The organism is Caproiciproducens galactitolivorans, from assembly GCF_029266045.1.
Classification (GTDB): Bacteria; Bacillota; Clostridia; order Oscillospirales; family Acutalibacteraceae; genus Caproiciproducens; species Caproiciproducens galactitolivorans.
Genome location: NZ_JAJUFJ010000010.1, coordinates 40189 through 61202, shown reverse-complemented (window position 1 = coordinate 61202; position 21014 = coordinate 40189). Strand labels below are relative to the sequence as shown.

The following is a 21014-nucleotide window of genomic DNA, read 5'->3' as shown; positions in this document are numbered from 1 at the left end:
ATAGGTAATAAGTGGCGTTGCTTATGTTTGGTTTCTTAGGCGTTTCTGGAGCCGGTTGTCTTTCCCGCAGAACAGCACGCGGACGTAATCGCCCATAATCCGGGAGGCGAAACGTTCTGTGTACCGTTCCTGAAGCTCCTGCAGGGATAGATTGGTACTGATAATGGTTGGTTTCTGCGTCATTAATCTTGTGTTTACGATATTATAAATTTCTGCGCAGGAAAACGCGCTACGGAATTCCGTCCCCAGATCGTCCAGAATCAGCAGGTCGCATTCCAGAAGGAGCCTGTCGGTATCCCCCTGTGCATCGCGGCCGAAATGTTCGTGTTCCAGCTGGGTGATGATGTTGTTAACGGAACAGTATACAACGCCGAAGCCTTTTTTGATCGCTGTATTGGCAATTGCTAGCGACATATGGGTCTTGCCGAGCCCCGTACCACCCTGCATAATCAGGCTGGGGGAGGAGAGCGAAAAATTGCGGGCGTAATTCTGGCAGTTGTAAAAAACCTTTTCCATAATTCTGCGCGGGGACTCCCTGCCGTTTTCCGCAATGTCCGGGTAATAATCGAGCGAAAAGCTCTCAAAAGTGGAAAGGGAAAGCGGCGTCAGCTTGTTCAGATTTTCGTAAGCCTGCGCCCGAAGAAGCTTTTTCATGCAGGAACACATCCTGCCGTCAATATAGCCGGTGTCGCTGCACTTTTTGCAAACATAGGGCGGCTCCAGATAATCCGAGTTGTGCCCGGCGGATGCGAGCAGTTCGTTCATCTGGTTTTGCAGCATCTGATTTTCCTGCTTCAGCTTCGTTAATTGCTCCTTTGCGTTGCCGCCGCCGAAAATGGCGCGCGCCGCGGCAATGGCGGTTTTAGACAGTGCGGATTCGATTTTTTTTGCTTCCGGGTAACAACTGTAAAATATGGATTTGCGCTCGGCCGCGGCGTTTTCGGCCGTTTTACGGCGTTCTGCAAGAATCCTTTCCGCGCTTTCATAAATTTCCCTGCTGTAACCCAATGCAATCACTTCCTGTCAAAATTATCAAAAACGCCGGAGCGTTCGTATTCCTCAATATCATAGGTTGTTATCGGCTTCCTGCCGCCTTTGCGGGCCGCCGCACGCTCTTCCTTATCCTTCTGCGCCTGTTCCAGCGTGGAAATTCCTTCCTTGTGCCAGCGCTCCAGGATTTTATTCATATAGCTGGGACTGAATTTGCCGGTGTTGTCCACGCTGCGCTCATACGCCTCGTGGATCAGCGCGGTGTTGAATTTCCATTCGTTAATCCAGACAGAGGCGAAAGCCTGCTCCTTCGAGGAAGGCGCGCGGTGCATAATCCCGATTGCCTGCTCCACCGCATGCCATGCTTTTTTGCTTTCATCCAGGCGGCGCAGCTTTTCCTCCGCTTTTTCATGGGTAAAGATTTCTTCGTCGGCCCAGTTCATGGCCACTTTTTCTATGTACCTAGAATTGGCCTTGCCGATGCTGACAGCGTATTGCAGCAGCATGATAATCACGTCGCAGGGAAGGCCATAATGGTCGTGCAGCATTAACAGCATGGCGGAGTCGCCGTTGGAAATCAACCGTCCGAGAATCTGTTCGGCTTCCTGCATCAGGCAGGCAATTTCTTTGGACTCCGCGATTCGCTTTGCAACGAACGCGTTGTCGGGCTTCTGTGGGCGGGAAAGAATCCTTTTAGGCTTCTCCGGTGCCTGTGTCGGTTTCGCAGCCGGGGCCTCTTCTGCCGTTTTTGTGGTTTCCGCTTCTGAGGTTCCCCCGGCAGGAACGAATTCCCCGTCTTTTTCAGCGAACAGCCCGGTTTGCTGCCAGTAGAGCATCGCGTCGCTCACATCGGCCCGGTCAATGCCCAGCGCCTTTGCAATATCCGCGGCATCAAAGCGTTCCCCCGCATGCCGGAGTTCCCACAAAAGGACTTTCAACTGGACGGAACCCGCTAATTTAATATGTTTATCAACAACGGAGCAGGGAACGGCAAAGATGGAGTTCCACTCTCCAAGATTAATAGAACAGCTCATACAGGTCACCTTTCAAAACGAGTAAATTCACTTTGTTATTATAACATAAGCTTGTCAAATAAGGAATTGCTAAAAAAACACATTTGAATTAAAAAAAGAGGCTTGACAAAAGATCGTCTTTTGTCGTATAATAACTCTCGCACCAAGCAATGCGAACGTAGCTCATCTGGTAGAGCGCCACCTTGCCAAGGTGGAGGTAGCGAGTTCGAGCCTCGTCGTTCGCTCCAGTTAAGGACATACCTTCCAGTTAGGTATGTCCTTTTTTCATGCTTTGCTTGATGGATAAGACACGAAAATTCATTTTTCGGAATTTGCAACCTTATAGATGTTTTCATTTTGAAACGCCATCTGTATCCAAGCCGGGACGCGCATGATTTGCAGTGGGTATCGTTGGCGGAAAAGTTGGGCTATCAATTGAACCATCCATATAAAAAGTAACAAATCTTTCCTTAAAATGCAAAGCGCCGGTGTTTTACCGGCGTTTTTTCGAACAATTTTTTCTATTTAGCTTGTCTTATTCACAAACAGGATGTTTTATGCTATAATAAAAAAGTTTTGTGAAATTATTGTGAATGAATATAATTATTAAAGAGGTAATATCAATTATGGACTCTAGAATCGACATTCGGAATGTGGCGATCATTGCGCACGTCGACCACGGGAAAACAACGCTGGTTGACCAGCTTTTAAAGCAAAGCGGTATATTTCGGGCCAACGAAAATGTTGTGGAGCGCGTGATGGATTCGAATGATCTGGAACGTGAACGCGGCATCACAATCCTCTCCAAGAATACAGCCGTTATGTATAACGGCGTTAAAATTAATATTGTCGACACGCCCGGCCACGCCGATTTCGGCGGCGAGGTGGAACGGATCCTGATGATGGTTGACGGCGTTCTGCTGTTGGTCGACGCGTTTGAGGGATGCATGCCGCAGACGCGGTTCGTATTGAAAAAAGCGCTTGGCCTTGGCAAAAGCCCTCTGGTTGTCGTAAACAAAATTGACCGCCCGGGTGCTAGGCCGGCTGAGGTGGTTGATGAAGTCCTCGATTTGTTTATTGAGCTTGGCGCAAATGACGATCAGCTTGAATTCCCAGTAATCTATGCTTCCGGGCGCGACGGTTACGCTACAACGGATCCCGAAGTTCCGGGTACCGATATGAAACCGCTTTTTGACGCGATTCTGGAGCACATCCCCGCGCCGAAGGGCGACCTCAACGGTCCGACGCAGATTCTGTTTTCCAATATCGATTACGATGATTATGTCGGAAGAATCGGTATCGGCCGCGTGGAACGCGGAGAGGTTCACAACGGGGATAACGTGGTTCTCTGCTGCCGGGACGGCGAGCAGAAAAATGCGAAGATTACGAAGCTGTATCAGTTTGAAGGCTTGAAGCGTGTGGAAGTGCAGGAGGCAAAATTAGGCGATCTGGTCGCTGTTTCCGGAATTCCGGGGCTGAATATCGGCGAAACCGCCTGTTCGCCCGATTGTGTCGATCCCCTTCCGTTTGTTAAGATTGATGAGCCGACTGTTTCCATGCTGTTTATGGTAAACAACAGCCCGTTTGCGGGGCGGGAAGGAAAATATGTGACATCCCGCAATTTGCGCGACCGTTTGTTTAAAGAAGTGGAAACCAACGTGGCAATGCGCGTGGAGGAAACCGATTCCCCCGATACCTTCAAGGTGTCCGGAAGAGGGGAACTGCACCTCTCCATCCTGATTGAGCAGATGCGCCGCCAGAACTATGAATTTCAGGTATCCGCCCCACAGGTTATCTATAAAACCATTGACGGGAAAAAATGTGAACCGATTGAGCTTCTTATGATAGAGGTTCCGGATAATTACGTGGGCGTGGTTATGGAAAAGCTTGGCACGCGCAGGGCGGAAATTGTGAATATGGGCACCCGCGATACCGGGATGAGCCATCTGGAATTCAAGATTCCGGCGCGCGGGCTTATGGGTTACCGGCAGGAATTCCTGACGGACACCAACGGCAACGGCATCATGAACAGCGTTTTCGATGGTTACGAACCCTATAAAGGCGACATCCAGACGCGTCCGCAGGGCGCGCTGATTGCGCATGAGACCGGCGAATCCACCGGATACGGCCTGTTCTATGCACAGGATCGCGGCCGCATGTTTATTGGGCCGGGCGTTGAGGTTTATGAAGGCATGATCGTGGGCGTAAGCCCGAAATCCGACGATATTGTTGTAAATGTCTGTAAGAAGAAGCATGTTACCAATACCCGGGCCGCCGGTTCGGATGAGGCGCTGAAGCTGACGCCTCATACCGTTTTAAGCCTGGAGCAATGTCTGGAATTTATTCGCGACGATGAGCTGGTTGAAGTGACGCCGAAAAGTATCCGCATGCGCAAGAAGATTCTGAGCAAAGAGCTGCGCATGAAGCAAGCCAGCAAGAAAAAATAAAATGTATATTATACTTGATTTGGAATGGAATGGTACCTACAGCCGGAAATTGAAAGGCTTTATCAACGAAATCATCGAATTCGGCGCCGTGAAGGTTGATGAAAACCTACAGATTGTAGATACCTTTGAATCCTTGGTGCGGCCTCAGGTTGGGAAGAAACTGAGCGGTAAAATAAAGACGCTGACCAGCATAACCAATGAAGAATTGCAGGACGGCCTTCAATTCATGCAGGTTACCAGCCGCTTTAAAAAATGGGCGGGTGACGCGATTTTTATGACATGGGGCACCTCCGATATCCTCGCCTTGATTGAAAACTGCCGCTATTTCTGCGGAAATGAGCGCATACCTTTTCTAAAGCGGTATGTTAATTTACAGGAATACTGTGAAAAATTGCTGAATTACGACAAGACCAAGCAGATGGGCTTGAGTACCGCAGCGCAGCTTTTAAACATTAACGAAGAAGGCTATGACCACCACCGCGCTTTGGGGGACAGCCTTTTGTCCCTCCAGTGCTTACGAAAGCTGTATGACCCCGAAACAATTAAACCGCTGATTCAGGACGCGACTGCGCAGGAGTTTTACGACAAGCTGCTGTTTAAAACGGTGATCATCTGCGACTTAAACCATCCGCTGATCCGGCGGAACGACCTGCGCTTTACCTGCGATTTCTGCGGGCGGCGTGCGCACCGCACGGGCGACTGGCAGCTTAAAAATAAAAGCTACCGCGCGGAGTTTGTCTGCTGGCACTGCCATCACCGGTTTTACGGCCGGGTTCAGTTTAAACTGAAATATGAGGGCATGGTTGTAAAAAAAGGGATCCTTCCGGTTCCATCCGACAAGGATCAAAGAGAGGAGCAAAATCCTCAAGAGGAGAGCTGACGGCTCTCCTTTTTTTGTGCCCTGGCGCTTGCTTCCGCTCGCGGCCTTCCTGCAGTATTATATATAAGTATAGCGGGGGAGGAAAGGGGAGCCGCTGCCCGTTTGCATTCCGGATTTCCCTATGCTACAATCAAAAAATCATCAATTGTTGGAGGCATTATGAATTACGACAGTAAAAATATGAAATTCTATGAAAAAGGGGGCGTTGCCTATCTTACGTTCCTGGAATTTGAAAAATACGGCTTTGTAAGGCATGCCTTTTCTACCCGGATCGGCGGGGTCAGCAAAAAGGAATTTGCCTCGATGAATTTAAATTTCGGGCGGGGCGACTCTGACGAGGATGTAACGGAGAATTTCCATCGCTTCTGTTCCGCTGCGGGATTTGATTATACCACGCTGGTAGCTTCCGCGCAGGATCACGGAACCTTTATTCGCAGGGTGGGTGCCCGGAACCGGGGAACGGGTATCTGGAAACCCAAGGATATCCAAAGTGTGGACGGCTTGATCACGGATGAACCAGATGTCACGCTGGTGACTTTCTATGCGGACTGCGTCCCGCTGTTTTTCCTTGACCCCGCAAGGCGTGCGATCGGATTGGCCCATGCGGGCTGGCGTGGTACGGTCGCCGGAATCGGTGCGAAAATGGTTAAAGCTATGGGGAGGGAATTTGGGAGCAGCCCCCGTGACCTTGTTGCCGCGGTCGGACCGTCCATCGGCCCCGAATGCTTTGAAGTGGACACGCCGGTTTATGAAGAATTTTCCAAACTAACAGAACTGAAACCGCAGGAATTTATCGTAAACAACGGGGGAGGAAAATATCATATCGATTTATGGGAGGCAAATCGGCGCATACTAATGCACGCCGGTATTCCTCAGGAGCAGATTTCGGTTGCGGGACTGTGTACGCGCTGCAACGCCCAATGGCTTTGGTCGCACCGCGCAACCGGCGGAAAACGCGGCGGGCTTGCCGCAATGATGTGCCTGACGGAGGGGAGAGCTTGACGATTCAGCACTGCACCCTTTGTCCGCGTGGCTGCGGTGCGCTTCGAACGGAAAACCAAGGCGCCGGCTTCTGCGGGATGGGCGCAAATCCGGTTGTCGCGCGCGCAGCGCTTCATTTTTGGGAAGAACCTTGTATCAGCGGGAAGCGCGGCTCCGGCACGGTTTTCTTTACCGGCTGCTGTCTGAAGTGCGTTTTCTGCCAGAATTATCGGATCAGTACGGAAAAAGAAGTGGGGAAAATTATCAGCGCGCAGGAATTGGCGGACATATTTGACCGTCTTGCGGAACAGGGGGCGCACAATATTAATCTGGTGAATCCAACGCATTTTGTTCCGGCGATTTTAAAGGCACTTGCACTCCGGAAAACAAAGCTGCCGGTCGTTTATAATTCCGGCGGGTATGAAAATCCGGAAACGCTGAAAATGCTCGACGGGTGGATTGATATTTACCTGCCCGATTTCAAATATGCGGACAACCTGCTTGCGCAAAAATATTCCGGCGCGCCGAATTATGTGGAAAACGCGAAGGCCTCCGTACTTGAAATGGCGCGCCAGACCGGTCCGGCCGCGTTTGACGCGGAAGGCATGATGACGCGCGGCACCATTGTGCGGCATCTCATTTTGCCGGGGAATACGCGCAATTCCATCGCCGTCCTCGACTGGCTGGGGGAAAGCCTGCCCGCCGGCGTTCTGGTCAGTTTGATGGCGCAATATATTCCCTGCGGCAAAGCGGAGGATTTTCCCGAAATCAACCGCCGGATTACGGCACGGGAATACCATAAGGTACAGGAGCATCTGTTCCGACTGAATTTGGACGGTTTCGTTCAGGAAAGAAAATCGGCAAGCCGGGATTTTATCCCGCCGTTTAATTTAGAGGGAGTTTCCCCTTGACAAATCCATTGTACCGCGATACACTATTACCTAGTATTAAATACTACATAATATAATATTTAAAAGATGGTGATATCATGGTAGACAACAGTATAAACAAAATAAATAAAACGGCGTGGAGGGCGGTCCGGAGAAGCGAACTGGAACTGCCGGATTATACGGTGCTGGAGGAAATCCTCAATGCCGCAACGCACGGCGTGGGCGTGGGGCTTGCCATTGCCGGTTTGGTGGCGCTGCTGATGTACGGGCGGCATGATGCGCTGACGACAACGGCGGTGTCGATCTTCGGAGCGACCATGATTCTGTTGTATGCGGTTTCCACCCTGTATCATGCGCTCGGTATCTGCAACGGCAAAAAAATCTGCCGGATTCTCGACCATTGTACCATTTTCCTGTTGATTGCGGGTACCTATACGCCGATTTCCCTGTTGTGCTTCGGCGGGGCGACCGGATGGCTGATGTTTACCATTGTATGGACGGTGGCAATCATAGGGGTTGTTCTGAACGCGATCAATTTGAACCGTTTTAAAACATTTTCCATGGTTTGCTACATCGCGCTCGGCTGGTTTGTGATATTTTTCTTTCAGCCGCTGATGCAGAAGCTTGACTCCCGTTCCATTCTGTATTTGCTTCTGGGGGGCGTGCTTTATACGGTCGGTGCGGTCATATACGGCTTAGGCAAGAAGATGAAATATATGCATAGTGTGTGGCACCTTTTTGTCCTTGGCGGGTCGGTTTTTCATTATTTTGTCATTTATAATATTGCCGTCTAGAATTGTTTACAATTCATACGATCTTTTTTCTCCTCTTTGCGATATAATATGGTATAGGATGAAAGCAGCGTGAAGAGGTGGGAAAGTTGGATATCAAGAAAAGAGAACTGTCTTTTGATTCCTGTGTGGAGGATGAACGGATTTTTGTAAGGATTTTGGAGCCGGCGGAAAAGGCAAACGTCAAGGGCGTTTTGCAAATCGCGCACGGCATGTCGGAACACAGCCTGCTTTACGTTGAATTTGCAAAATATATGGCATCCAAGGGCTTTGCGGTTGCGGTAAACGACCATTTGGGGCACGGGAAATCTGTTTCTGCAGGAGGCTCCTACGGTTATTTCGGAAAAGGCGGCTTCCAGAATCTGGTCCAGGATATGCACAAGCTTTATACGCTCATCCACAGGGATTATCCCGAAGCGCCCTATATTCTCATGGGCCACAGCCTTGGCTCCCTTTTGGTCAGATCCTACTGTGCGCAGCACGGCAGCGAACTGGCCGGCGCGGTAATTATGGGGACGTGCGGGAGTGTGCCGAAAGCCGCTATAAAAGTGCAGAAGATGATTTGCAATACCGCCGTGAAAAAGAAGGGCGAAAAGGGACACGACGTGATATTCAAAAAGATGGCTTCGGTCAATAGCACCAGGAATTTTGCCCTGCTTTCCATTCCGGCGGACTGGATTTCGCGTGATGCGGACGAGGTGGAAAAATATATAAAGGATCCGCTCTGCGGTTTTGATTTTACCGTGTCCGGTTACCGGGATATTCTTCTTTTACAGGAGCGGGTAGCTTCCCCGAGCTGGTTTAAAAAGATGCCGCAAATCCCTATTTTGCTGATTTCCGGGGACAGCGACCCGGTGGGCGGGTTCGGAAAGGGCGTGCGTCAGGTTGCGCGGAAGCTGAAAAAGACCGGCCATGATGTGCGGCTGATTTTGTACCCCGGCGCAAAGCATTCAATCTTATGTGAAATAAACCGGCAGGAAGTTTTTACGGATATTGAGAATTTTCTGGATGACATCCTTGCGGGGAATGCATAGAAAAAGGACAGCGCGAAGTTTCTTCGGCGCTGTCCTTTTGTAATATCTTTCCGTTTGGTTCTATCGATTAAAACCGGATTATCTGGGTTATGTTAGGAACATTAACTTGAAAGGTCTACTTTGCTTTTTTCATAATTACTTTTTCAATCATATGGTAATACAGAGCCATTAAACTGGTGGCTGCAAGCAGCAACGGAGCGAGAATTAGCAGCATGGGTAAGGTTAAATTCACAAGGGAGAAAAACGGTTTAAAGAAGAGCATGGCAACCACAAAAATGCCCGTCATCAGCCAAAACAGAACGGCATGCTTGATATTAAACGGGATGCAGACCTTAAATAGGGTAAGCAGCCCGGTATAACCGGTGACGATTACTGCCATTGTGGAAATTTGCTCGTGGGAAAATTTCAAGCTGCACGCGATTAATACGAGGAAGAGTATATTTGTCGACATGGTTAGCGCGCCCGGCAGCGATTTCCGCATGACGTTGATCATAAAGCTTCCCTGTATGCGTTCCCGGTTCGGTTCCAAAGCAAGGATAAAGGATGGAATCCCAATGGTCACCGCATTGATCAGCGTGAATTGAATCGGTTGGAATGGATAACCGCAGTTTACAAAGATAAAAAGTACGGCAATGATTGCGGAAAAAATCGCCTTGACAAGGAACAGGGAAGCGGAACGCTGTAAATTATTAATCGAACGCCTTCCTTCGTTTACAATCCGTGGCATGCTTGCAAAATCCGAATCCAACAGGACGACTTGCGACACCGTTTTCGAAGCGTCGCTTCCGGAGGCCATGGCGATACTGCAATCGCTTTCCTTTAAAGCGAGCACGTCGTTCACACCGTCGCCCGTCATGGCAACCGTATGCCCCTGCTCCTTCAAAACTTTGACAAGGTCCAGTTTTTGCTGGGGAGTTACGCGTCCGAACACAGTATATTTTTCCGCCGCGTCTTTTAAATCGTCCTTGGTCAATAGCAGGGAAGCGTCGATGACCTTGTCTGCGTTTTTCAATCCCGCCTTTTTTGCGATATTTGCAACGGTTACCGGGTTATCGCCGGAAATCACCTTAATGTCCACACCCTGGTCGGCAAAAAACGACAGGGTTCTTTTTGCGTTTTTCCGAATTTTATCGCTTAATAAAATCAGGGCAACAGGCTCGATGGTTGCCGGAAGCTCGTTGCCTTGGATCGGGTCTGGGGAATGGGCCAGAAGAAGGACGCGCTGCCCTAGAGCAGAATGCTCCTTTACAAGAGCGCTGATTTTCGAAAAATCGTCTTTTAGAATAAATTCCCCCGCGCCTAACAGATAGCTGCCCTCGCTGCGGAACGTGGCCCCGCTCCATTTGCGGGCGGATGAAAACGCAACTTTGTGCGTGTATTCCCAATCCGGCGTGGCAAGGCCGAGCCCCCTGATTGCGTTGGCTGTTGGGTTTTCATCGTTTAACGTGTTGATTAAGGCGGCGATGGCGTTTTCGATATCTACTTTTGTTCGATCGGAAAGCGAAAGGATTGCGTCCACCTGCATGATCCCTTCCGTGATCGTGCCTGTTTTGTCAAGGCAGAGCGTATCCACGCGCGCAAGCGTTTCAATCGAATATAACTCCTGCACCAGCGCCTTATGATACGCCAGACGCATGACGCTGACGGCCAGCACGACACTAGTCAAAAGGACAAGCCCCTCCGGAATCATGCCGATCAAAGCGGCAACGGTGCCGACAACGGCGCGCTGAAAAGGTTCCCCGGACAGAAAATACTGCTTGTAAAATAGAAGGGTACCGATCGGGATGATGGAAAAACCAATATATTTTATGATTTTATTAATCCAGTTCATAATTTCGGAGTTCGGCTTTTTTAAATATTTGGCGTTTTTCGTGATTTTTGACGCATAATTTTCCGCACCGATGTGTTCAACCCTTGCACAGCAGCTTCCGCTTGCAATGAAGCTTCCGCTTAAAAGGTGATCCCCGGCTTTTTTTAAGATAGGATCCTGCTCGCCGGTAATTAACGATTCGTTGACTTCGCATTCGCCGTCAACGACCACGCAGTCCGCGCAAACCTGATTTCCGCTTGTCAGAATCAGGATGTCGTCCAATACCAGGTCCTCAACGGGGAGCTCCTGCTTTACCCCGCCCCGCATGACGCCGGCTTTCGGCGCCGCGATCAGCTTCAGCCGGTCGATTGTTTTTTTTGCCCGGATTTCCTGTATTGTTCCAATAAGGGTGTTGCAGATGATAACACCCATAAACAACAGATTCTTGAAGGACCCTACCATAACGATTAAAGCGGCAAGCGCTACATTTAAAATATTAAATGGCGTAACAAGGTTATTTAATATAATCTGTCCGATCGATTTGGTTTTTATTTCATCTGTTCCGTTTACAAGACCCCGCTGTTGGCGGGATTCCACCTCCTCCTGCGTTAATCCTTTGGAGCAGCTTTCATCAAGTGTCATGTATTTTGTCCCCTATTCATGTATGTTTCGCATTGAAATTCATTATACTATATACGACAAAGCAAAACGTAATTTGCAAAAAACTTTAAAAATTGATAACAATTTTCGTCAAAACACATAAATTATGAATCGTTAAAGTCGCATATTCAATCATAATTTATCTTGTTTCCAAAAAACGTTATGGTATAATAAAAAAATGTGAAATGCTGAGTGGATTAAATTTCACAGATCGTAAAATGAGAAAAGGGGGTCTGAATCTTATCGAATATGTTGAATATGATAAAATTTGACTTTCGAAAATTAAAACTTCCGATCCAGGATATTGACAGCATGCTCGTTTTATTGTTGGCGGCTTCCGTATTTGTACCCTTTTACTTCAGCGTTGTTGTAACCTGCGGAATCGCCATTATGACGATGATTAACTGTAAAGTAAGGACAAAAGCATTTTCTTCTCCTTATTCAAAGTTTCTTCTTGGTTTTCTGATTATTCCGTTTTTTATATCCGCAATCTATAATAATTACTGGGGAATGGTGTACGCAATCGTTATTCTCGCTGCAGCTACCTGTGCGTTCTATGTTCGAAGCGTAATGAACCGTTCTCTTTTTAACAAAGTAATGGATCTTACGTGTATCGCGAGCCTCTGGTGCGTTGCGATCGCCGTTTACCAGAAAGTAACCGTTTACGGTCTGGCGCCGCGATACCGCCCGGTTTCCGTATTCCATAACGCGAACTGTTATGGAATGATGATTGAATTTATAATCATTATTGCCATATATCGCATATTTACCAACAAACAAAAAAAGAACTTTTATCTTGCCGTTATTGAACTCAACTTGATTGGACTTTATCTGTCGGCTAGCTGTTCCGCCTTCATAGCTACCGCATGCGCCGTCATGACGATGCTGGTGTTGAAGAACCGCTATGCCCTTGCGGTTGGGTTGGTTTGTGTTGCAGCGGCCTTTGTTACGGTTGGGGCTATTTTTCCCTCGATTTTTCCGCGGGGCCTTGAAGCAATCGACAGCACCTGCGGCCAAAGGCTCTCAATTTGGACGACTGCGCTCCGCGGCATTACAAGGCATCCTTTCTTTGGAACAGGCGCGCTTTCCTATCAGATGATCTGTGAACAGCTTGGAGGCTACAAAACCTATCATTGCCATAATTTATTGCTGGACACCCTGTTGAATTTTGGCTTTGTCGGTTTTGGAGCAATCGGAATTTACTGTCTTGCTCAGCTAAAGCTTTTGTTGCTTCGTTTCAAAAATAATATTGGGATGAATATGAATATTCTTTTTACAGCGGCATTGGTTGCTACCGCTGTGCACGGTATGACCGATGTGACGATTCTTTGGATTCAGACCGGCTTATTGTTTATTTTTATGTATTCAGCGATGGGCATCGGTTCGGAGTGCCTGGAAAGCCAGCTTCGCCTGCCTTCGCTTGTGCCGGACTACGCGGAGAAAGCACCCGTCCAGCCTGTGTACCTGAAAAACTGATTTCTCTAATTCGGTTGCCTTGTCCCGAAAGCAGGGCGGTCGTCTGCTGAACTCAATATTAATTGTATGTGATTGCACAACAGAATCTTTCGTCCCTTGCCCAATCAGGCAGGGGACTTTTTTCCTTAAAAACCCCGCAGGAGGTGTTAAAATGAAGAAAACACAAATGACAGATATCAGCGCGCAGGCCATTGCAAAGAAACTCAAAGAATATTCGAACATGGAAAAATATATTCTGCTTTCTACCCTTAAGACAAGGGAAAAAGGGTTGGATATTGTTGACGTTGAAATGTTCTCCGAACAGTACGGAAGCAATGAAATATCCCATGAGAAGCCAAAGCCATGGTATATACAATTAATAAAGGCGTTCGAGAATCCGTTTACCTTTGTGTTGCTTGTAATTGCCGCAATCTCCTTTATTACCGAAGTCGAGCTTGCAAAACCGGAAGAAAGGAGTCCGGCTGCGGTTATCGTGATTCTGACCCTTGTGCTGATCAGCGGCGGCCTGCGCTTCTTTCAGGAATTCCGTTCCGGAAAAGAAGCGGAAAGCCTGAAATCTATGGTAAAAACAACAGCAACGGTTATTCGCCGTGAAAACGGACGCGAAGAAATACCGATGGCCGACCTACTGCCGGGCGATATCGTTGTTCTTGCGGGCGGCGACATGATCCCCGCCGATTTGCGGATCTTAAAGGCAAAGGACTTATTTATCAGCCAGTCGGCGCTGACGGGTGAATCCGAACCAATTGAAAAATTCTCCGATCCGGACCGAACGAAAAAGGAAGACAACCTGTTTGATCTTCGGAATATCTGCTTTATGGGTACCAATGTCGTGAGCGGTTCCGCTCTTGCCGTTGTGCTTGCCACCGGGGATAACACGTATTTCGGCAACATGGCCAGGGCACTTTCCGGCGAACGTGCACCCACCAGTTTTGATAAGGGTGTGAATTCCGTAAGCTTTCTGATGATTCGTTTTATGCTGGTTATGGTTCCGGTTGTATTCCTGCTGAACGGTCTTACGAAGCACAACTGGATTCAAGCGCTTTTATTTGCCATTTCCGTTGCCATTGGTTTAACACCGGAAATGCTGCCGACGATCGTAACGACGAATCTGGCCAAGGGAGCCGTCAGCATGTCCCGCCAGAAGACCGTGGTAAAGCATTTGAATTCGATTCAGAATTTCGGTGCGATGGACATTCTCTGTACCGACAAGACCGGTACGCTGACAAGGGACGAAATCGTTATTGAGCGCCACTTAAACGTACAGGGCATAGAAGACCAAAGAGTTTTGAAGTATGCTTATCTGAATAGTTATTTTCAGACAGGGCTGAAAAACCTGATCGATCTGGCGGTTATTGATAAAGCCAATGAAGAAAGCATAACTTATTTAAATAACGAATATATCAAAGTAGATGAAATTCCTTTTGATTTTGCGCGCCGCCGCATGAGCGTCGTGCTGAAAAACCGTGAGGGAAAAACACAGGTTATTACAAAGGGCGCGGTAGAAGAAATCCTCCAGATTTGCTCCTGCTGCGAATATCAGGGTGAAGTCCTGCCGCTGACCGAAGAGCTGCGCAGGCAGGTTGTCAATATGGCGCAAGAATTGAATTCCCAGGGGATGAGGGTAATTGCCGTTGCCCAGAAAAGAGACCCGTCCGTTGAGGGCGTCTTCGGAGTAAAAGACGAGAGCGATATGACACTGATGGGCTATCTCGGCCTTTTGGACCCGCCGAAGAAATCTGCCGCCGCCGCTATAAGCGCGCTGGGAGAATACGGCGTTCAGGTAAAGGTGCTTACAGGCGATAACGAAGGAGTAACGCGGAAAATCTGCGGTGACGTCGGGCTGTCGGTCGATAAAATCCTTCTCGGCTCTGAAATAGAGGAAATGAGCGAGGAAGAACTGATGCGGCAGGCAGGGGACACCACTGTTTTCGCCAAGCTTTCTCCGATGCAGAAGGCTCGCGTTGTCAATGCGCTGCAGGAAATCGGTCATACGGTTGGGTTTATGGGTGACGGCATCAACGATGCACAGGCGCTCAGCAAAGCCGATGTAGGTATCTCTGTCGATACGGCGGTGGACATTGCCAAGGAGAGCGCGGATATTATCCTTTTGGAAAAGGATTTGATGGTGCTGGAGCATGGCGTTATTGAAGGACGCAAAATCTTTGGAAATATCATTAAATATATCAAGATGACCTCAAGCTCCAATTTTGGGAATATGCTGTCTATGCTGGTCGCGAGTGCGTTTCTGCCATTCCTGCCCATGATGCCGGTTCAGATTCTTGTTCTGGATTTACTGTATAACATTTCCCAGATTTCCATTCCGTGGGACAACATGGATGTGGAATATCTTTGCGTACCGAGGAAATGGGATGCTACGAGCATCGGCAAGTTTATGCTTTGTATCGGGCCGGTAAGCTCTGTTTTTGATATTGCGACCTATCTTTTGATGTGGTTCGTATTTGGCTGCAACACAGCGACGAACCCCGCTCTAATCGCGCTGTTTAACGCCGGATGGTTTGTTGAAAGTCTGCTCTCCCAGACTTTGATCATCCACCTGATCCGTACGCCGAAACTTCCGTTCGTGCAAAGCCGCGCAGCAACTCCTGTGGTGCTCCTGACGTCCGTTATCATGGCGATCGGTATTCTTATTCCATTTACACCGCTCGGCGCTTATGTGGGGCTTGCAAGCCTTCCTATGGCATACTTTGGCTGGCTTGCGGTGATTATTCTGGGATATATTACATTTGCGCAGATTGTGAAGATGATTTATATTAAAATCAACCGTTCGTGGCTGTAAATAAAAAGGACTTGAGCCAACCGGCCAAGTCCTTTTTTGCTATAAAACTTTTTTGATGGTAAACATATTGTCCTGTACCACCCAGTTTTGAGGGAAGAAGCTGTTAATCGTCCAGTAGCTTACCCCGCCAAGGTTGTATTTGGCAACCACTTTCATTTTCGCTTCAATGCTTCTGGCGTCTTCAAACCAAACAATGTGCTGCTTTCCGCTCCTGTCGTAATAATTAAAAAATGGGGACTGCGCGGTTTGGTCAAATTGAATGTTCGCGCTGACCTGTGAGGCAAGGTTTACTGCGCCCACATTGGTCATCGGACGCGCCGCGGTGCCCTGAATATAGGGGAGGGTCCAGTCGTAGCCGTAGTTCGGGATTCCCATGAAAATCTTTCTGCTCGGCATAACCGATACCGCATACTGTATTACATCTTCCACAAGGTTAACCGGGGCGACCGCACGGGGCGGCCCCATCAGATAGCCCCATTCGTAGGTCATCAGGATAACATGGTCAACCAGAAGTCCGTGGGTCGCATAGTCGTGCGCTTCATACAGAAGCCCCGCTTGGCTCCCGCTTGTCTTGGGCGCAAGGGCTGTTGTTACGATATAGCCCAGAGAATGCAGGCGATCCACCGTTTTTTTCAGAAAATTATTGTAGTTTTCCCGGTCGCGCGGGAAGATATATTCAAAATCGACATCCAGCCCGAAATAGTTTTTTTCCTGCATAATGCCTATGACATTGTCAAGAAGGGTGTCCTGAAGCGTCTCGTTGGTCAGGATCGTATTCGCAAGCTCGCTTCCGAAGCCGCCGCCCTCTTTTATGTTGGTAATAACCATCATCGGAGCTACGCTCTGCCGTCGGGCCACCTCGATAAGCGGGCCATCCTGAATGGCGGTCAGGCTTCCGTCCGGTTTGACCTGATAGCTGAAAATGCTAAGGTAGGTTAAGTGCGGAAGGGTGCGTTCTAGTGTGGTGTTTTCGATATCCGTTTGCGCATAGCCGTTTACTTCAATCGTTCCTGATTTTTCAGTTGCAAACGGGATGATAATAATCTGACCTACGCTGATGGAGGAAGGGTCGGTAATCCCTTCGTTTGCGCTCAATATACGAAAGACCGTCGTATCATACATCCGCGCGATGGAATATAGTGATTCGCCGGGTAATACGGTGTGGCGCACGCTGTCTACGTCAATTACAATTGCTTGGCCGATGACAAGATGGTTGATGTTTTCCAGACCGTTATCAGCTATTATCTTTTGAACGGTCGTACCATACTTTCTTGATAAAGAATAGATGGTATCTCCCTGCCGGACAGTATGTATTACCAAACCCATCACACCTTTTCATTCATAATTTGTTAGCGGGTACCGTTTTCTAACAGTATATGAAATCCGGAGACGGGGTATGCCTGCCCTGTTGGGACGCTGTGTGGATTTTCTGGGATTGATATGAAATATCAAACTGTTCTATTTGTTTAACGGAAAAATAGATAATAAGCGGTGACGATTTGCAGCGTAATAATCACCGGAATGCCAAACATAAATTTTTTGTGATGCGTTTTGTGGCGAATTGCATACATCGTAAGCAGCATGCCAACGGAGCCGCCGAATGCGGCAAGAAAAAGCAGAGCATCCTCCGGAACGCGCCGGCGATGCTTTTTCGCGTTATGCTTGTCTACGATTGTCACAACGATTGCTATGAAATTAATAATAATCAGATAAGAACACCAGTATATATAAGCAGGCATGTCTTTTCCTCTCTTTTATCGCAGGTTTGCGCCGCAGTTTGGGCAGTAATTGCAGTTTGGGTCAACAGGGCAGTTACAGTTTGGGCAGGTTCTTCGGTAAGCGCCTTGGATGATATACATCTTCCTTGGATCTATTTCAACTGTATAATCCTTTTCAACGCGCTTTCCCTCATCGGCCGAAAGCTCGTAAACCGCGCCGCAGTTTGGACAGGTGACAAAATAGCGCTTGCTGAAACGGAACAGGGGAAGGAAGAAAAAAGTAAACTGCTGAAAGGTGCAGGTGACCAGAGCCATCGCCCCATTTGCGGAACAGCAGGGAAAAAATCCACATTTTCTGACTCCCAGATCGTGTGCGCCGTTGGTGATCCCCACGATAAAGAACATGGATATGCCCCCTTACGAAATGTATTAAATGGTATCCTACACGATGGAAACGCTTCTGTCAATATCTCTATTCCGCGGAAACAGAAGGCGGAACGGACAGTAAAAATGAAAGGACGGGTTTCTATGGTAATCAAGCTTTTCGACCGGCATAGCATTTTCGTCTGCATATGCCTGCTTGCGGCGGCGGTCGCTGTTTCCATGGCGTTGAATATGGAAAACAAAAAGGGCGGAGGGATTCCTGCCGTTTCCGCACAACAGGCTTCTGCCTTTCAGCCGAATGCTGCAACCGGTCTGCAGCAAAGCATTCCGGAGCCGGACACAGCACCCGTGGTTGCGTCCGCGCCGGCTGAACAGGTGAAAGCACCGGTCGATGAAATGCGCGCGGTGTGGGTGCCGTATATGAGCTTGGATATGAGTAAAAGCAACGATAAAAGCGAGGCGGCCTTTCAAAAGAAATTTGACGCCATTGTGTCCGGGGCGAAAAATTGTGGAATGAACACGCTGATTGTGCAGGTGCGTCCGTTTGGCGACGCTTTGTACAAGTCTGCGTATTTTCCATGGAGCCATGTAGTCGGCGGCACACAGGGCGTTGATCCGGGCTACGACCCACTCGCGCTGATGGTCGCGTCAGCACATAAGGCAGGCATGAAGCTTCAAGCGTGGATCAATCCCTTGCGCATTCAGACGTCGGCATCGCCGTCCATTCTGGCGCAGGGAAATAACTATAATCTATGGAAAAAGGATTCGGCGAAAGCCGGATGGACAGTAGACTGTGCAAACGGGAAATATTATAATCCCGCCTACGCACAGGTCCGCAAGCTCATTGCGGACGGCGCCCAAGAGATCGCGAAAAATTATGACGTGGACGGGATCCAGTTCGACGATTATTTTTATCCCACACAGGACGCATCCTTCGATAAAAGCGCCTACGACAGCTATTGCGCGGCCGCTTCCCAAAGCGGTACGCCGGTCAGCCTTCTGGAATGGCGGCAGGGAAATATCAACGCGCTGGTGTCGCTTGTTTATAGTGAAATCAAGGAAGTAAAGCCGAATCTGCCGTTCGGAATTGCGCCCCAGGGCAACATTGAGAACGATAAGAAAATGGGGGCTGATGTTGCATCTTGGTGCAGCGTCCGGGGCTATGTCGATTATATCTGCCCGCAGCTCTATGTGAATTTTGAAAATCCGGTGCTCCCGTTCGGCACGGCCGCGCAGAACTGGCGAAAGCTGGTCGTAAATAAAGATGTAAAGCTGTACCTCGGCCTTGCCGTTTACAAAAGCGGCTCCGACGCAGACAGCGGCACTTGGAAAAAATCCAATAACATTCTGGCCCGTCAGGTTGAAACGGGAAGGAAGGCTTCCTGCGACGGCTTTATGTTCTATTCATGGGATTATCTGAATGCCGATCAGACAAAGGAAGAGGTTCAGAATGTTATGAAAGTGCTCCGTTAAATCTCTCCAATGCAGAAATCGTGCTGGGCCTGCGTGAGCTTTACCGGAACAATACGCCCGGCAAGCGATTCATCGCTATGTGTTTTTACCGGGGTGTAGTTTTCGGTGTAGCCTTCGTAAACGCCCTTTTCACATTCACGTTCAAAAAGAACCGGTTCGGTTAAACCGACCTGACGGCGGAAAAAGTCCTCTTTCGTTTTTTGCGTTATTTCAATCATCCGCTGGCTGCGCTGTTCTTTAACCGCCTGCGTAACCTGATCGGGTGCGTCGTTCGCCTTGGTGCCGGGGCGGCGGGAATAAGCGAAGACATGAACCTTTGCAAAGCAGATTTCCTTTGCAAAGTCCAGTGATTTTTGAAACTCTTCCTCGGTCTCCCCGGGAAAGCCAACCATAATATCCGTTGTAATGGCGGCGTTTGGAAATGCCGCGCGAAGGTTTTTCACGATGGTGCGGTATTCATTCGTATTGTAATGCCGGTTCATGCGCCGTAGTGTTTCATCACAGCCGCTTTGAAGCGAGAGGTGAAACTGTGCGCAGAGTTTCTTTTGGCGGCTCAAACGGGCGATCACGTCCTCGCTGAGCTGTTCGGGCTCCAGGGAACCAAGGCGTATCCGCGCGATGCTTTCGGGCGCGCAGGCAGCTTCCACAGCGTCACAGAGATGCAGTCCGATATCCTGTCCGTAAGCGGAAAGGTTGATCCCGGTCAATACAATCTCGCGGTAGCCGTTTGCGGCGATTTCGTTTATTTCCTTTTTCAGCTCATCCATGGGTTTGGAGCGCACCCTTCCGCGCGCGTAAGGAATAATGCAGTACGAGCAGAAGCGGTTGCAGCCGTCTTCAATTTTCACAAAAGCGCGCGTTCGTTCATAAAATTGATTAACCTTCATCGATTCAAATCCGGATGCCTCTTCATGGGGGACAATATCCACGATGCGCTGGCGTGAGGAGAGGTAATTCAGAATGTCCGGAAGAAGTGAGGAGCGGTTGGAATTGCCGAGAACGATATCCGCGTCCTGCAGCTTCGCCGCGGCTTCGGGAAAAGCCTGCGGCATGCAGCCCGTAAGAACGATGACGGCGTCCGGGTTTTTGCGCCTTGCGCGGTGGAGCGCCTGGCGCACCTTGTGGTCGCTCATTGCCGTTACGGTGCAGGAATTAATTAACACAACGTCGCTTTCCTCATCCGCGCCGCAGGCGCTGAAGCCCGCGGTGGTAAGCTGGGACAGCATCGCCTGCGATTCGTACTGGTTTACTTTGCATCCGAGCGTAATAACAGAAACTTTCATGTTTTCCCCTTTTAAAAATTTGAATATTTAATTTTGCTATTTGTCAAAAAGTCTGGTCATAATTGATATTGACCAAAATGCCGTAGTGCTATATCATGGGATATGAATTTTGTATATGGAGGGACTCTGATGTACACAACTTCTATCGTATTGTCAAGCATTGAGGCTGTAAAGAAATTTGTTACATTGACAAACAGCTATTCCTTTCCGATAAACCTTACTACAGATAAATATAAGATCGATGCCAAATCCATTATGGGCGTTTTCAGCATGGATCTTTCCAAACCGGTGACCATCGAGGTCCCGAGCGAAGAAGGAAAAGAATTTATTGCCCAACTTGAGCAGTTCAAACCTGTAGCAAAAAAATGAATCCCCAAGCCCGGC

At 48.8% G+C, this 21014-nt stretch carries 18 protein-coding genes and 1 tRNA gene; 12 read left to right on the top strand and 7 right to left on the bottom strand.

What is annotated here, in order from left to right; translation table 11 throughout:
• Positions 1-21: 21 nt before the first annotated feature.
• Complete coding sequence (locus P9B68_RS08440) at positions 22-1017, bottom strand: ATP-binding protein (RefSeq protein ID WP_243112887.1); 996 nt, start codon at positions 1015-1017, stop codon at positions 22-24.
• Positions 1014-2024 (bottom strand): DnaD domain protein, encoded by a 1011-nt coding sequence (locus tag P9B68_RS08435; RefSeq protein ID WP_135656593.1) that lies wholly within the window; start codon positions 2022-2024, stop codon positions 1014-1016. The genes P9B68_RS08440 and P9B68_RS08435 overlap by 4 nt, the downstream gene beginning before the upstream one ends.
• A gap of 151 nt (positions 2025-2175) precedes the next feature.
• On the opposite strand from P9B68_RS08435, the gene P9B68_RS08430 reads away from it, so the two are divergent.
• The 8 genes from P9B68_RS08430 to P9B68_RS08395 all read left to right on the top strand — a co-directional run bounded on the left by P9B68_RS08430 (position 2176) and on the right by P9B68_RS08395 (position 9026).
• A tRNA-Gly gene (locus P9B68_RS08430) sits at positions 2176-2251 on the top strand.
• 109 nt (positions 2252-2360) lie between these two features.
• Entirely contained in the window at positions 2361-2462 is a 102-nt protein-coding gene (locus P9B68_RS08425) for a GNAT family N-acetyltransferase (protein ID WP_277668845.1), read from the top strand.
• A gap of 167 nt (positions 2463-2629) precedes the next feature.
• Positions 2630-4450 carry a translational GTPase TypA gene (gene typA, locus P9B68_RS08420; RefSeq protein ID WP_135656594.1) on the top strand — a complete coding sequence of 607 codons (1821 nt, stop codon included), beginning with the start codon at positions 2630-2632 and terminating at the stop codon, positions 4448-4450.
• 1 nt (position 4451) lies between these two features.
• On the top strand, positions 4452-5330 hold the full coding sequence (locus P9B68_RS08415) for a 3'-5' exonuclease (protein WP_135656595.1): 879 nt from the start codon (positions 4452-4454) through the stop codon (positions 5328-5330).
• Between the two features lie 159 nt (positions 5331-5489).
• Positions 5490-6332 (top strand): peptidoglycan editing factor PgeF, encoded by an 843-nt coding sequence (pgeF, locus tag P9B68_RS08410; protein ID WP_277668844.1) that lies wholly within the window; start codon positions 5490-5492, stop codon positions 6330-6332.
• Complete coding sequence (locus P9B68_RS08405) at positions 6329-7222, top strand: radical SAM protein (protein WP_135656597.1); 894 nt, start codon at positions 6329-6331, stop codon at positions 7220-7222. Before pgeF ends, P9B68_RS08405 begins: the two co-directional genes overlap by 4 nt.
• A 77-nt stretch (positions 7223-7299) precedes the next feature.
• Entirely contained in the window at positions 7300-7995 is a 696-nt protein-coding gene (trhA, locus tag P9B68_RS08400; RefSeq protein WP_135656598.1) for a PAQR family membrane homeostasis protein TrhA, read from the top strand.
• 86 nt (positions 7996-8081) lie between these two features.
• On the top strand, positions 8082-9026 hold the full coding sequence (locus P9B68_RS08395) for an alpha/beta fold hydrolase (protein WP_277668843.1): 945 nt from the start codon (positions 8082-8084) through the stop codon (positions 9024-9026).
• Positions 9027-9141: 115 nt separating this feature from the next.
• Here the strand turns inward: P9B68_RS08395 and P9B68_RS08390 are convergent, their stop codons facing one another.
• Positions 9142-11478, bottom strand: a complete 2337-nt coding sequence (locus P9B68_RS08390; protein WP_277668842.1) for a cation-translocating P-type ATPase — start codon at positions 11476-11478, stop codon at positions 9142-9144.
• Positions 11479-11754: 276 nt separating this feature from the next.
• On the opposite strand from P9B68_RS08390, the gene P9B68_RS08385 reads away from it, so the two are divergent.
• Both P9B68_RS08385 and mgtA read left to right on the top strand, forming a co-directional pair.
• Positions 11755-12972 (top strand): O-antigen ligase family protein, encoded by a 1218-nt coding sequence (locus P9B68_RS08385; RefSeq protein WP_277668841.1) that lies wholly within the window; start codon positions 11755-11757, stop codon positions 12970-12972.
• A 151-nt stretch (positions 12973-13123) separates the two neighbouring features.
• Positions 13124-15772: a magnesium-translocating P-type ATPase gene (mgtA, locus tag P9B68_RS08380; RefSeq protein ID WP_135656602.1), complete on the top strand. Its 2649-nt coding sequence runs from the start codon at positions 13124-13126 to the stop codon at positions 15770-15772.
• 39 nt (positions 15773-15811) lie between these two features.
• Here the strand turns inward: mgtA and P9B68_RS08375 are convergent, their stop codons facing one another.
• From P9B68_RS08375 to P9B68_RS08365, 3 genes are all read right to left on the bottom strand, one after another.
• Positions 15812-17092, bottom strand: coding sequence for a LysM peptidoglycan-binding domain-containing protein (locus P9B68_RS08375; RefSeq protein WP_135656603.1), 1281 nt, complete (start codon positions 17090-17092; stop codon positions 15812-15814).
• A 146-nt stretch (positions 17093-17238) separates the two neighbouring features.
• On the bottom strand, positions 17239-17511 hold the full coding sequence (locus P9B68_RS08370) for a DUF1294 domain-containing protein (protein WP_135656604.1): 273 nt from the start codon (positions 17509-17511) through the stop codon (positions 17239-17241).
• Positions 17512-17526: 15 nt separating this feature from the next.
• The gene (locus P9B68_RS08365) at positions 17527-17895 is read right to left on the bottom strand and encodes a zinc-ribbon domain-containing protein (RefSeq protein ID WP_135656605.1); all 369 of its coding nucleotides are present in this window, start codon (positions 17893-17895) and stop codon (positions 17527-17529) included.
• Between the two features lie 123 nt (positions 17896-18018).
• Here P9B68_RS08365 and P9B68_RS08360 point away from each other — a divergent pair, with 123 nt between their 5' ends.
• Positions 18019-19347 (top strand): glycoside hydrolase family 10 protein, encoded by a 1329-nt coding sequence (locus P9B68_RS08360; protein ID WP_243112888.1) that lies wholly within the window; start codon positions 18019-18021, stop codon positions 19345-19347.
• On the opposite strand, the gene mtaB is transcribed toward P9B68_RS08360, so the two are convergent.
• Complete coding sequence (gene mtaB, locus P9B68_RS08355; RefSeq protein ID WP_135656606.1) at positions 19344-20630, bottom strand: tRNA (N(6)-L-threonylcarbamoyladenosine(37)-C(2))-methylthiotransferase MtaB; 1287 nt, start codon at positions 20628-20630, stop codon at positions 19344-19346. The genes P9B68_RS08360 and mtaB overlap by 4 nt on opposite strands.
• A 129-nt stretch (positions 20631-20759) precedes the next feature.
• Between mtaB and P9B68_RS08350 the strand changes: the two genes are divergently transcribed.
• On the top strand, positions 20760-20999 hold the full coding sequence (locus P9B68_RS08350; protein WP_135656608.1) for an HPr family phosphocarrier protein: 240 nt from the start codon (positions 20760-20762) through the stop codon (positions 20997-20999).
• Positions 21000-21014 lie beyond the last annotated feature (15 nt).